General features: G+C 30.4%; 15 protein-coding genes, 1 tRNA gene and 1 pseudogene. 13 read left to right on the top strand and 4 right to left on the bottom strand.

What is annotated here, in order from left to right; genetic code table 11:
* Positions 1–54 precede the first annotated feature (54 nt).
* The 3 genes from ACX6U0_RS06205 (at position 55) to ACX6U0_RS06195 (ending at position 2,873) form a co-directional block, all read left to right on the top strand.
* Positions 55–1,290, top strand: a complete 1,236-nt coding sequence (locus tag ACX6U0_RS06205; RefSeq protein ID WP_464959100.1) for a helix-turn-helix domain-containing protein — start codon at positions 55–57, stop codon at positions 1,288–1,290.
* A 116-nt stretch (positions 1,291–1,406) separates the two neighbouring features.
* Entirely contained in the window at positions 1,407–2,678 is a 1,272-nt protein-coding gene (locus ACX6U0_RS06200; RefSeq protein ID WP_464959099.1) for an MFS transporter, read from the top strand.
* A 122-nt stretch (positions 2,679–2,800) separates the two neighbouring features.
* A tRNA-Val gene (locus ACX6U0_RS06195) sits at positions 2,801–2,873 on the top strand.
* A 128-nt stretch (positions 2,874–3,001) separates the two neighbouring features.
* Here the strand turns inward: ACX6U0_RS06195 and ACX6U0_RS06190 are convergent.
* Positions 3,002–3,991 carry a tyrosine-type recombinase/integrase gene (locus ACX6U0_RS06190; RefSeq protein ID WP_464959557.1) on the bottom strand — a complete coding sequence of 330 codons (990 nt, stop codon included), beginning with the start codon at positions 3,989–3,991 and terminating at the stop codon, positions 3,002–3,004.
* Positions 3,965–4,081, bottom strand: a pseudogene (locus tag ACX6U0_RS06185) (Arm DNA-binding domain-containing protein); the annotation flags it as partial. The pseudogene ACX6U0_RS06185 and the gene ACX6U0_RS06190, both read right to left, overlap by 27 nt.
* Positions 4,082–4,400: 319 nt before the next feature.
* Between ACX6U0_RS06185 and ACX6U0_RS06180 the strand changes: the two are divergent.
* Entirely contained in the window at positions 4,401–5,009 is a 609-nt protein-coding gene (locus tag ACX6U0_RS06180; protein WP_464959098.1) for a DUF4304 domain-containing protein, read from the top strand.
* Between the two features lie 220 nt (positions 5,010–5,229).
* On the opposite strand, the gene ACX6U0_RS06175 is transcribed toward ACX6U0_RS06180, so the two are convergent.
* Positions 5,230–6,069 carry a tyrosine-type recombinase/integrase gene (locus tag ACX6U0_RS06175; RefSeq protein WP_464959097.1) on the bottom strand — a complete coding sequence of 280 codons (840 nt, stop codon included), beginning with the start codon at positions 6,067–6,069 and terminating at the stop codon, positions 5,230–5,232.
* A 220-nt stretch (positions 6,070–6,289) separates the two neighbouring features.
* Here ACX6U0_RS06175 and ACX6U0_RS06170 point away from each other — a divergent pair, with 220 nt between their 5' ends.
* The 5 genes from ACX6U0_RS06170 (at position 6,290) to ACX6U0_RS06150 (ending at position 10,147) form a co-directional block, all read left to right on the top strand.
* The gene (locus ACX6U0_RS06170; RefSeq protein WP_464959096.1) at positions 6,290–7,030 is read left to right on the top strand and encodes a class I SAM-dependent methyltransferase; all 741 of its coding nucleotides are present in this window, start codon (positions 6,290–6,292) and stop codon (positions 7,028–7,030) included.
* Positions 7,031–7,102: 72 nt separating this feature from the next.
* A complete protein-coding gene (locus tag ACX6U0_RS06165; RefSeq protein ID WP_464959095.1) occupies positions 7,103–7,420 on the top strand; it encodes a hypothetical protein in 318 nt (105 codons plus the stop codon).
* 134 nt (positions 7,421–7,554) lie between these two features.
* Positions 7,555–8,310: a GNAT family N-acetyltransferase gene (locus ACX6U0_RS06160; RefSeq protein ID WP_464959094.1), complete on the top strand. Its 756-nt coding sequence runs from the start codon at positions 7,555–7,557 to the stop codon at positions 8,308–8,310.
* 68 nt (positions 8,311–8,378) lie between these two features.
* The gene (locus ACX6U0_RS06155) at positions 8,379–9,269 is read left to right on the top strand and encodes a hypothetical protein (RefSeq protein WP_464959093.1); all 891 of its coding nucleotides are present in this window, start codon (positions 8,379–8,381) and stop codon (positions 9,267–9,269) included.
* A 146-nt stretch (positions 9,270–9,415) separates the two neighbouring features.
* Positions 9,416–10,147, top strand: a complete 732-nt coding sequence (locus tag ACX6U0_RS06150; RefSeq protein WP_464959092.1) for a hypothetical protein — start codon at positions 9,416–9,418, stop codon at positions 10,145–10,147.
* A 2-nt stretch (positions 10,148–10,149) separates the two neighbouring features.
* Here the strand turns inward: ACX6U0_RS06150 and ACX6U0_RS06145 are convergent, their stop codons facing one another.
* On the bottom strand, positions 10,150–10,278 hold the full coding sequence (locus tag ACX6U0_RS06145; protein WP_464959091.1) for a hypothetical protein: 129 nt from the start codon (positions 10,276–10,278) through the stop codon (positions 10,150–10,152).
* Positions 10,279–10,903: 625 nt separating this feature from the next.
* Between ACX6U0_RS06145 and ACX6U0_RS06140 the strand changes: the two genes are divergently transcribed.
* From ACX6U0_RS06140 to ACX6U0_RS06125, 4 genes are all read left to right on the top strand, one after another.
* On the top strand, positions 10,904–11,425 hold the full coding sequence (locus tag ACX6U0_RS06140) for a hypothetical protein (protein WP_464959090.1): 522 nt from the start codon (positions 10,904–10,906) through the stop codon (positions 11,423–11,425).
* A 295-nt stretch (positions 11,426–11,720) separates the two neighbouring features.
* On the top strand, positions 11,721–12,053 hold the full coding sequence (locus ACX6U0_RS06135) for a hypothetical protein (RefSeq protein WP_464959089.1): 333 nt from the start codon (positions 11,721–11,723) through the stop codon (positions 12,051–12,053).
* A gap of 254 nt (positions 12,054–12,307) precedes the next feature.
* On the top strand, positions 12,308–12,916 hold the full coding sequence (locus tag ACX6U0_RS06130) for an undecaprenyl-diphosphatase (RefSeq protein ID WP_464959088.1): 609 nt from the start codon (positions 12,308–12,310) through the stop codon (positions 12,914–12,916).
* A gap of 13 nt (positions 12,917–12,929) precedes the next feature.
* Positions 12,930–13,328: a hypothetical protein gene (locus ACX6U0_RS06125; RefSeq protein ID WP_464959087.1), complete on the top strand. Its 399-nt coding sequence runs from the start codon at positions 12,930–12,932 to the stop codon at positions 13,326–13,328.
* The last annotated feature ends 107 nt before the right edge of the window (positions 13,329–13,435 follow it).

The following is a 13,435-nucleotide window of genomic DNA, read 5'->3' as shown; positions in this document are numbered from 1 at the left end:
TTCTATACATAAAAGCTATGTAAAACAGATGTAAGATGAAAATGGGGTTAGTTAATGAAGGAACTAAATGGTTTAATTCAAAAAGAAAATCTTACAATATTGGGTTCAATTATTAAAATCAATCGAATAAATCAGAATATGAGCCAGCAAGCTTTAAGTGAAGGTATTTGTGTCCCGTCGTATTTGAGTAAAATTGAAAATGGTGAAGTAGTACCTAGCTTAGAAATGATTCGGTTATTGTTTGGTGAGTTGAGCATTATTTATCAAGATAATGTTGAATTTTTACAAGAAACAAGAAATCAACTTGAATTATTTTTTGAAGAATTAAATTTAAATGGTTTTATCAAATCAGGTGAGATTTTCAAACAACTAGAGCAAAATGAAGAGCAATTAATACATTCACCCCTCATTATTGATTACTACATGGCCAAGCTAGCTTTTTATTGTGGGAGAAAAGAACAAGACCGATATATGAGCGCAAAGAAGACAATCCAAAACGTTGAAGGATTACTGAATCGTGTTCAAAAACATAGATTCCATTTTTATGAGGCCATTAATCTTTTTATCATCGAAAAAAACTTAAATCGATCGAAAGCAGAATTAATGCTAGCGCAGCAGTCCATGGAAACAGGTCATTTATATTATTTTTTAGCAAATGTTGAATATAAGTTAGGCAGTTATTATGGAGCGGTCATCTATGCAGAAAAAGCATTACACTATTATTTAGAAGAAGTAAATATCATCAATGTGAGCTTAACTCATCAATTTCAGGGATTATTAATCTATCAATTAGGGACGAAGGACTTATATGAGGGCTCTTTTGAAAAAGCAATCAACTTTGCCAAGAAAATTAATAGAAACGATATTTTATTATCAACTCAAGTTCTTTACACATATATCTTAATAAAAGAGAAAAATTTAAATGCAACAGAGCAAATAAAGCAAATTTCGAATATCGTAATGAATGATGAAGCGGAATCTGAATTCAAAAGATACTTGTCATTACTTGAATTACTGCATCTAAATTGGACGGGTCATTCACCTGTGACAAGTGTAGATTTCGAAAGTCAGAGTCCATTTTTTCAAAAACTATATCAAACTTATGAAGAATTATTTGTGACGAATACAGTAAGAAAAGAAGCTTATGAAGAGCTAAAAGAGTTATATGAAAGTATTGGACATCAAAATTTGTTCTTTGATTGTTTACTAGAAGATTTATGGATTTCTTTTGTTGAAAATAATCGACTATATAAACAAGCCTACTTAAAATTGAAAAAAGATAGAATGTGAGAAACTAATCGCTAATAATGTATTTTAACGTATGAATGAAGCGAAGTATTTCTCACAGTCGCCGCATATCAAAGAACCTTGTCGTGCTCTATAATGAGTTCGAGGGGGTGAAGGAAATGATTCAAATACTAAAAAATAAGAATTTCTTTTATTTTTTTAGTGGTACATTTGCATCAAGCATTGGCGATGTGCTGTTTAATTTTGCAATTGGACTCTATATCTTACATTTAACCCATTCAGCATTTCAATTATCATTATACGGTATGATTGGTGCAGTCACTTGGTTAGTCTTAACGCCAATAGGTGGAGTTTTTACTGATCGCTGGAATCGAGTAAAGATTATTTATATGACTGAATTTATTAGAGGAATAGCTGTCTTAAGTTGTGGAATAAGTATGATTTTGCTAGAAGATCAACAATTGATTCTCTATATATTATATGTAACGACATTCATCATAGCAGTAAATGGTGCGTTATTTGCACCAGCATCTCAAAGCTTAGTACCATCTATTGTAAAAAAGGATGAACTATTAAAAGCAAATTCATTAATGTCTTTAACTTATAGCATAAAGGATGTTTTTGGAATCTTATTAGCAGGCGTCATGTATGCATTATTAGGACCTACGATTTTGGTCATCATTAACGGCGTGTCATACTTACTCTCAGGCTTTGCAGCACTTTTCATTAAAGTAATTGAAAAACAGGAACAAGAAGTAAGTAAGAATAATGTGTTTAAAGATTTAAGGGCTGGTATTACCTATATCGTTTCAAAAAATAAACCGATTTTATACCTACTAGTGATGGTAAACATCATTAATCTAGCAAATGGACCAATTCAATCTGTATTACTACCATTTTTAATGAAAGAATATATTAAAGCACCAGAAATGCATCTATCATATCTTTACTCTGCATCCGCACTAGGTGGGGTATGTGGTACAATTGTCATCTCAAAATTAAACATATCAAATCAACCATTTAAACTATTAAAAGCGTCATTTGGATTAATGTTCATAGCCGTCATCAGTCAATTTATATTTTTCCTATTATTTAAATCAAATATATTAATCTATCCACTATACATCGTACTTTTAATCGTCGTATTCATCGGCAGTGGAATGATCAACGTTTGTATGATGATCCCTATGCTAACATATGTACAAAAAGTAGTGAACAAACAATACTATGGTAGAGTCATGGCAATCTTCTCAACACTATCAGCCATCACAGCACCAATTAGTATGATGCTAGGCGGATTTTTAATCGACCGATTTAGCATAAGCACCTTGTATATCATGTCGACTAGCATTCTACTTCTTGCGATTATTTTAAGTCGATTCTTTAATGAAACGGAAAAACTAAGCGTAATGGAAGAGCGGACAATATAAAAAGAAGCAAGCTTTTGAAAAATGACCAAAAGCTTGCTTAATATGAAAATGCTAAAAATGTCAGAGAAAATAGTTTGACTTCATAATTACCAAAATTTATAATATATTTACATTCATATCACGATTCCATAGCTCAGCTGGGAGAGCACTACCTTGACAGGGTAGAGGTCAACGGTTCGAACCCGTTTGGGATCATTTAATTTAGAAGGCTCAAACCTAAGTGTACCAAGGGTTTGGGCTTTTTCTCTATTTTCATTTATTTCCATTTTTTGTAATGAATATTATTCATTGCACAAAGACTGCACACAAACTTCACGAGCACATTAATTTAAACCAAATTTCTCATCAAATCGATCAGCTGTATTCCTCTGCATTTCTTCATTGGAATGTGAGTAAATACCAAGTGTTGTTTCAACTCTTGAATGACCTAATCTTTCACTAACAATTTTAGGATTCTCGCCCATTCTCATTAAAATTGTGGCATGAGTGTGGCGCAAATTATGAAATGGAATTACGGGTAAATTTGCTTTTCGAATGAGCTGTTTAAATTTACGAATCAAATTTCTAGGCTCAAGGTAATTTCCATTCTTTGCACAAACAACTAAATCAAGATCTTTAAAGTTTTTTACTTTTGATCTTTTTTTAATCTGTGAGGTTTTATACTCTTGTAATGATTTAATGACACTATCTGATATAAAGATTTCTCGAAATGAATGGTTTGTTTTTAGCTCTTTTATAAGAAGACCTTTATTTTTAGATCGTACTAAGTTTTCTTCAACGTAAATAACTCCTTTTACTAGATCAACGTTACGCCATCTAAGAGCTAAAATTTCACCGCGACGCATTCCAGTAAAAATGGCTAATTGAAATGGGATTAAATAATTATCACGTGCGCAAACTTCTAAAAAAATTTTTGCTTCATCAACAGTCCAAGTTTGTTTTCTTGTCTTTGAAATTCTTGGAGGTGTAGAATCTTTTACCGGATTTGTTTTTATCATTTCCCACTGCAATGCCTTCTGAAATGCTTTAGATAAAATATTGTGCATAATTTTTACATAGGCATTTGATAAACCTTCATTTAATTTTGAGGCATAAAACTGATCAATGTCATAAGTTGTAATCTTTGGTAAAGGTGTTGATTGAAAATAAGGAACTATATGGACACGAATTATTGTTTGGGCCTTTTCAAAACTAGTTATTTGAACCTCACTTTTGTAGGTTGAATTGACCCAGTTTGTAATGAAGTCATTAAATAGTTCTTTAGTAGGTTCAATGAAATTTCCTTTTGCAATTTCATTTTTAAGTTTGATCATTTCTTCTTGTGCTTCACGACGCGTGTTAAAACCACTACGATAAACTTGTTTACGTTTACCAGTTTTTTGATCAGTACCTGCATCGATTCGGAAAGCCCAAGAATTACCTACTTTTTTAGTGACATAATTGCACCTCCAATAATTTTTGGAGGTAGGGTGTAATTATTAGGATTCACTTTTTCAATTTATATATTCAAATATCGGGTACTCATCATAATCGCCGAAGAATAATAAAAATATGTGCTTGTCCATTGCTTACTAAATTAATAATAAAATAAATCCGTTTTACTAGGAATCTTAACTAGTCACTAACTAAATTAGTTACATGATTGTTTTTATATATTTAATAAAAGGATTCTGACCAATTAGGTGTAATGAAATAAAAGAAGATAATGTGGGGGTGGAACAATTGGAGAAGACTTATAGAAAAATTATTAATGAAATAATAGGACCGCAATTCATTTCGAATGGGTTTAAAAAGAAAGGAGACACATTTGTTAAAAAAAATTCAGACTTTTCGTTTGTTGTAAAAATTTATGATGTCTGGAAAGAGGCTGATGATGTATCTTTTACTTTAAGAACAGGTATCTTTTTAGAAAGTTTATTTGGTATTTATTTTATGAAGAGATTACCTAAATTTCCCATTTTAGATGATTCGATTTATCAGGTGAATATTTCAAATTTAGCTAATCGCTCTCATGAATGGTATAAACTAAATTCGAAGACCAATATAGAAGAATTAAGAAAACAAATCGATGATGATATTAACTCCTATATATTCCCACATTTTAATTCAATAAGTACTATTGATAATCTAATAAAGTCCATGGAGAATGAAGAAGGTTTTTTATGGAACGAATCACCTCATTTCTTAACTATTTTGTATCAAAAGTATGGTTATTTTCAATCCGCTTATGATAGGATGAATAAGGTTTATAAGAATTGTGAATATAATGCACAAAAAGAGTTTACAAAAAAAATTGCTGATCGTTTAGGAATAATAATTGAATTCCAGTAAATTTAATATTTCATAAATTACGTTTTTCGTGGGTTGAAAAAACAGAGTATCAAATTAAAGGATCCTCTGTTTTTTTCAATTAAAGACCTTTATTTTCTATAGTTTCTTATTCAACTAAATGGCAGTTTAGTTTAAGTGAAGAGGTTCACAAATATTTACATATTTTATTATTTGTAAATCCTAAATTAGGAATGTGAGTAATTTGCTTTTAAGTCCTATTTTAAAAGAATTTACTATAATGCTCATGACGTTGTTTTCCACTTAGTTCGGCATAAATACGTGTTGTTTCACTTTTTTCATGACCTAATAAACTTTGGATTACTTCAAGAGGAGCCCCATTATCCATTAAATGAGTTGCGTAACTGTGTCTTAGTTGATGTGGTGAAATTTCTTTATTAAACTCGGAACGTAAAGAAACATTTTTAATGATATATCGTGTTTGCGCGATACTTAATCTATGTGGGGCTCTATCTGTTACAAATAATGCGGCATCTTCGTCTTTTCGCTCATTTAAATATCTATTTAACCAAATTTCAGATCGAACATTGAAGTATACTTCCCTTTCCTTATCACCTTTCCCTCGTACAACTACAGAGTTATTAGACCAATTTAAATCTCTTCTATTAATTAATACAATTTCACCTATCCTACATCCTGATGAATACATAAATTCAATTAATGCATGTTCTTTTGCTGTTTGACATGCTTCACGAAGGTGTTCAATTTCTTTTTCAGTTAAGAACTTAGGGATTCGAGTTCCTGATTTAGGTTCTTTTAGTTTTGAGGTAGGATTTCTTTGGATTTTACCTTCTTCATGCGCCCAACGGAAAAAAGATTTAATAAAGCGCACGCGATGTGCCAGACTTGCAGGCTTTAAGGTTACACCTACCTTTCCAAGATACTGTTTTAATCCTTCAGTTGTAATTTGATCAATAGCGATATCACCAAAATGTTTTATTAATAGATTCGATTGTAACTGATATGCTTGTAATGTGATTAATGAGTATCCTTCGATTATTTTATCATTATAGTAACTTTGCCAAGTAGTGGATAATAACATTTGGAAATTCCCTCCAATAATACTTTCATATAAATATTATTGACTAAAATATTGATTAAAAGCATGTATGAACAGCCAAAGGTTACTTTTTTTTTATTTAAGTATATGGGGTCCTAATTGAATAAGAGGAATTAAAAAGATGAATTGGAAAATATTTTTTTGAATGGTAAGATAATTAAGAATTATTAATTTATAAGTAAGGGTAACAGGTGGTGCAAGAATGGTTGATTACTACGGGGAACTATGTACAAGAATATATGAAAGTAATAAGTCAATTGCTGAGGGGAAGGAACTCGATTTTTTTCTTTCTTTTGTGAAAGACAAGAACATGAAAGTGTTAGAACCAATGTGTGGAAATGGACGAATGTTGATTCCATTTATGCAAGAGGGGATAGATATTGAAGGATTTGATATCTCAGAGGATATGCTGAAATTATGTAAGGAAAAATGTGGGGAATTAAATCTTTTTCCCATTATTTTTAATGAAAAAATAGAGGAATACAAAAGCGATAAAAAATATGACTTAATCATGATTCCATTCGGCTCATTTTCTCTACTACCAGATCACTTGGTTGACCAGAGTTTAGATAATATGAAATCGATGTTAAAGAATGATGGGAAATTACTTTTAACGATAATAACCAAGAAGAGTGAAGCTGAAGAAATTTTTAATTGGGTTCAAACGAATTGTGTAAAGTTTCATGAAGAAACAATCGTGGAAAATAAAAAAGTCCAGTATGATCCAGTAAAAAAAATGTTACATACGAAGCTGAAATATGAACTGATACAAAATGATTTAATTATTAAGACTGAAATAATGGATTTTCCAATGCGTCTGTATGAAAAAGGTGAATTTGAAAATGCATTAAAAATTAATGGACTTCAAAAGATTGTTATTCATGAGGTCGCAAATGGATATGGAACAGGAACTTCCTTTAACGTTTATGAGTGCAGCATCTAATTAAACAGCACGAAATACTAACTTAGTTTGATTATTGCAAAAAGTAATATCTCCTGAGATAGGATGATTAGATTGAAAGAAAAAGAAGTATATACTGAATTGCAAATTAGTTTTTACTCCATTATTTCCTTTATTAATTATTATTTTATGATTATTTTAATTGCCATTTTATATGATGTAAACGAACAGTTAGCCGGCGGTCCAGCATCAATGACGGCCATTGTATTTGGACCATTTATTGCTATATTTCTAGCAATAATAACGTATTTACTATTAATGACGTTTAAGAGAAAAGGAAAATTAAGATTATTAGAAGTAGGAATATTATTTCATCTTATTTTTATCTTTGTAAATATAGCTATTATTCTAGTAGTACTCCTAAGTGACTAAATAAATAATATTTTAATTCAAATTATGTGAACATCATAAAAGGCTTATTTCGACCTTTTTAAATGCCAATTTGTGGGATAGTACAATAAGAAAAAAGCTATGGAATTAATTTGAGATTATATGGAGTTGAACATATGGATGAAATATTAAAAGTAGATATACTAAATAGTCACTCGTTTAAGATAGTAAAATGTGCAACTGAATATATAAATATTGAAGAGAAAGATTCAATTAATGAAGAAAACTTGGTAAATGAATTGAAAACTTTAATTAATCAAAGTATTAATACTCAAGTTAAACGAATCGGCGTATTCATTAACAAAGCTTCAAATCAATATTTAAGTTGTTCAAGAATGTTAATTGAACTTGGATTTGATTTATATACATCCAAAGTTGAAGTGTTTAGATCATTAAATGATATCTGTAGTACATGTGTTGATTATGAGTGGCATTCTATTGGAGATAAATTTTTTTCAGAAGTTGATTTCAAAGTGCTTTGGAAACAATGTATGGAAGGTTCTCTAAATAGAAAGCCATCTCTTTCGATAGAGGAACAACTAGATTCTGTGAAAACTCTATTGGGATCAAATTGGTACAAATCTTGTATAGTCATATATGAAGGGTGCAAACCAATTGGAATCACTATTCCTCATTTAGAGCCTGGAACAAAAGAGGAAGGAAGGCTATTCTATTTTGGACTATTACCTGATGAGCGTGGTAAAGGTAGAAGTGCTCAATTACACTATCAAGCATTGTGTATTTTAAAACAAATGGGAGCGACTTTTTATAAAGGAAGTACTCATGAGACAAATATAAAAATGCAAAATGTGTTTTATAAAAACAATTGTTCAATTAAGTCACATACTGAATCATATTATAAATATTTCTAACTGGCGCTTTAGTTGTTCAAATTATGACAAAGAGGTAGAAATAGAAGTGTTTTTTTGAGGGGGAAACAATGGATTTTTCAAAGTTTGGAGCTTTCATGATTCAATGTAATAAATGTACAAGAGGTTCATCGGTTTCTGAGGAAGATTATGAAAAAGAATTTATAACTTGTTCGGATCCGGAGTGTGGTAGTGAATTTACAATTTACGAAGGAATAAAAAATGGTTTAAAAAAGGTCGAAGACCATATCACCCCAAATTTCTTCTTGGCAAATGATATGTTTAATAGTGTTATTGATGTTAAAATCGGCTATACCGACCATGTTGAACTTCCTGAAAATATTAAGAAAATATATAAAATTATGTTGTTTCCAACAGGTCCATATCTTGCCGGTTCTACAAATATTACAAATAACGGTTTTGATATTTTTACATCATTAGATAATAGCAGTGATCCATCTATAGTTGGTGAAACTGGAAAAGTTATGATTATGGTTAATTATAAAACAGAAGATTATGAAGTACCCTGGTTACACATGCTACAATATGCATTTGACCAACTGCGATCTAATGACTACCTTACAAGTATATTGTTGTCTGAAATAGCATTAGAAACATTTGTTGATTCAACTATCACAATGGGATATTCACAGATAGGGCTAGATGAAGATAGTATATCAAGAATATTAACTGCCACTGAAATACCTGTAAAAGTAAATCCATTAATGCATAATTTGTTTGGTGTTAAATTAGCTTCATCATCTGCTTGGAAAGTTTGGGAGAAGAAAGCTCTTAAGTGGAGAAATGAAATAGCACATGGGACGAAGGTTAACGCATCAAAAGAAGAAGCAGTTTTAGTATTTGAAACGGTTATTGACGCGATCTTCCATTTTATAGAAGGGGTAGACAATCACTTAAAATTAAAGGGTTATAAACAAGGCTTATTTTTTAGAAGCGAATAGAATCAACTTAAAGAGCTCATTTTAGGGTCTTTTTATTTTGCAAATGGAGGATAATGTGCATTAAATACCACTAATACAGTAGGCGTATTTTTTATTAAAAAGGGTTCATCCATTAAATGGAGAATAATATTATACGAGGTGAAAGCATGGCGGAATTTTTAAGTACATTTATATTCATTTTACCTGGAATTATGGCTTATTTTTGGTTGCAGGTATTTGGCCTAAGTCCTACTGTTAAACATACTGCGCCTGAATTATCAGGTATTGCTGCAATGTTGTGGTTGCCTGTAAGTTTTATCACATTGCTAGTATTGAATACCTGGAGTGCTTTAATAAAATTAGATTTACTATCTGTGGATAAAGTATGGACTGTAGAAGCTTTAAGTAAAGCTACTGCTGATATTAAATATTTAGTGTTATTTTTGGTAGTCAGTTTTATAGTGAGCTTCCTTATTTGTTGGTTTTGGAGTTTATGGGGGCATGAATTCATTAGAAATAGAATTAATTACGTGAGAAAAACAAGAAATATTGCTCCTTTATCCTCTAGTTCATCTGTTTGGGAAGAATTTTTCATAAAAGTTAATGAAAAACAAGAAGAACAGGAAAATGAAATAAGTGGTAAAAAGGCAGTTTTTATTATATATAAGATTGATAAACCTGAAGAATTTATAGTTGGATCTATGACAAAGGCATCAAGACCACTTGAAATAGATAAAGGATTAGTATTAGAAGAAACACAAGAGTGGAAAGATTATTTAAAAGACAAAAACTATACAATTATTAGATCTTATGTTGATACTAAATCAGGAATGGTTGTTGAAGAAATAGATTATAAATCATTGTTAGCTTCAGATACCATTCCTGAAGAAAGTAATTAACTTTATCCTTTTTTTGGTGGCGGTGATACTTTAACCCCATCTACTGAACCTTTAACTCTACCACCGGGAGACCTTGATATAGGTTGTCCAGAGTTGGACTTAGATGATGGGTTTGGATGTTTTTTTTGCAAACAAGTTCATCCTTTCAAGTGAAATATGCACTCTATTTTCGAGGGGTGGGTCTAGATGGTGGAGATACTTTAACTCCGTCTACCGATTCATTTAGTTTTCCGTCAGAATTAACGGTTTGTTGTTTAGTCATGTTACAACTCCTTATATCGAATCTTTTAGTCTATTTTTTGGGATTTGGAGGTGGTGAAACTTTGATACCGTCTACAGACCTTGTTTCATCAGAATTTCCATTTGTTTTCTGATATATATAAAGACCAAGTGACATAGAACATTCCTCCTTAGTGAATTTAGACACAACCAATTGATATATTTCGACGTAAGGAGAGATTATCCTTTAATTGAAACTAATACTAAAAAACCATAGTACTATTTTAGGAATATTTTTTATTCTATGTGACAAAAGTTAAGCCCCGAACCCCAAGTCTACTACGTACAATTGTTTTTCAACTAACTGGCGTGTTAGTTGAACAAAATCACGAGTCACTTCAGTGACTCTTTTTTTGTTTAATTAAAAGATAGTTTAGTTCAAGAAAGGATTGAGGAAAGAAAGAAAATCGCTATTTTTCAATTAGAAAATAAGGCATAATTATCATTAGAATATTTACATATGAAAGGTAGATTTTTATGGGCAGAAAAAGGAGAGAATTAACGGTAGATTTTCCGCATTGGAATGAGTTTCACCCGTCATTTTTAGAAAAAATGGTAAAACAACTCGATGAAAGTGGCAGTAAATTATTAGGAGAACCTCTCATTAATTGCATATGCGGATTTGTTATTGATGGAGCTGATGTTTTGTTTGATAATGAAGGAAATGGCTTTACATTAATATCTATTGTGGCTTGGAACAATATGAGCGAAAAAGTCACAATTAGATGGAGTTCTCCAATGAATGAGAGAATTTACCCCATTAGTAATGTTAAAGAATTGGATATCACATTTAACTGGTGTACAGATTTTCCAATAGACGAATTAAAAAGAGTAACCAAGAAAAAAACTATCGTAGTTGACTCCGAAACATTCCCGTTTGATGTTGAGTATTCGGGTTATATTGATGCAGACATACTATTCGAAGTAGCTTTAAATAATCAAGGAAGTGATGAGGAGAAACAGCAAATAGTTGATACGCTAAAGGGTGCTTATGATTGATGGAACATTGAAGCAGAAAAAAATAACACTCAGTTTATTAAATTTATGAGGTATTTTAGAAAAATAAGAAATAAGTATGTTTTTTACTTTGATATGGGTAGTAGTGGTATTGATGCAATACACTTTCTAATTCAATCATTAGTAAGTAACAATAATTTGTCCATTTCAAAAGTATTCATAAAGCAGGCATAACTTTAAACTAAATTCGCGTATTACTTTAGCAAGTGAACTTCAACTAACGGATGCGTTAGTTGAAGTTCTTCATTTTAAATTACGAGTTAAAAGAGGAGCCTTTATGAACAAAAGAATTAGAAAGAAATTACATAAAAATCATTTAATTGAAGTAGTGTATAGTGTTAGCATATCTCCAATATGGAGAGAAAAATTATTTAAATCAGTTAAGTGCAAAAAATACATTATTGATAAGAACCATTATGAAGGGATAACTAATCAACTTAATAAGGTCATATTTAATAGGAATCTAAGATATTTCGTGTCTATTATTCCTCAACATGAGGCATATGGGTGGGAGGATTGGGATAGTACTCAGATTTATTTTAAATTTGAGTCAATTGAATTTCCTAATTTAGTAGATTATTCAGCAAATAATCCTGAAGTAATAGAATAAAAAGATTTGTTTATTACATTTTGTAAAACTTATTGAACTAACTGGCGCGTTAGTTACATAAGAAAACTATAAAAGTCGATTTCCTAATAAGGGAGTCGTTTTTTTATAAGGTAATTCGCTCAACTGTTTATATGCAAATATTGAAAAGCCTAACAAAATTGTCACATAAAAACATAAAATGTCATTTGAATCGATGGCTAATCACTCTATCTCCCATTTAAGATATAGAAAAAGAGATAGGATGGTGGCTAGATTTGGATCTTTCTGAAGTTAATATTGCATTATTTAGATTAATTAATGACTTAGGAAAAGAGTATACATATTTAAACCCTATTTTCAGTTTTATTGCTGAGTATATGGTTTTTTTACTTGCATTGGGTGTTCTTATTATCTGGTTTACACGAGACAAAAACAGTAGATTAATGATCCTATGTGCAACAATCACTTTTATTTGTGCTTTTATTATCGGTAAAATATCTGGTGCATTTCATTTAAATTATCAACCATATGTAGAATTATCAGATGTAAATAAGTTGATCGAGAAAGAAAAAGATAATTCCTTTCCAAGTGATCATACAATCCTATTCTTCTCATTTTGTAATTCATTTTGGCTTTTCAAAAGAGGTTGGTCAATCTTATGGATCTTCTTAGCTATTTTAGTTGGTATCTCCCGTATTTGGGTAGGTGTTCATTATCCATTTGATGTTATAGCAGGTATACTAATAAGCTTTGCAACTGCAACCATGATATATTTCACATTACCCAAATTAAGTATTACAAGAAATATTTTAATGTTTAATGAAAAATTCGAGGACAAATTTTTTCAACCATTAAAAAAGTCAAAAGAAAACAAAAACTACTAATTAGGGGATAAACATGAAAAAAATTTTAGTTGTAATTACGATTATGATAATAGGATTAGTAGGGATAAAAGGTTATGATCTTATACATGGTGGATTTGAAATTAAAATAAAAAATCAGACAAATAAAGAACTATCTGGTTTATATTTGACCTACGATAATATTAAATCAGATATTAAGATACCCTTAATTGATTTAAATAAAGATTATAAACTTAACGTAAATCCCTCTGTTGATATTGGTGAGAGTTCGATGAAGCTTCATTATAAAGATAACAAAGGTAAATTACATACAGAAACTGTTATTGGCTATTTTGAAGGTGGTTATTCTGGTGATATTTTAATTAAAATAAAATCAATTGATGCAGATGGAAAGCTTAAATTCAATATTAAAGAAAATATTTCTTTGTATTAATATGTGCAATACTTCATCATTGATAGAAACCAATTTTTAAAATACCTAATTCTACTAACTGGCGCGTTAGTTACATTAAATTAAGTATACTTATAATTGAATAAGCC

This window comes from Gottfriedia sp. ABJ_BB2_2, from assembly GCF_055484705.1.
This window is presented reverse-complemented; position numbering and strand designations above follow the sequence as displayed.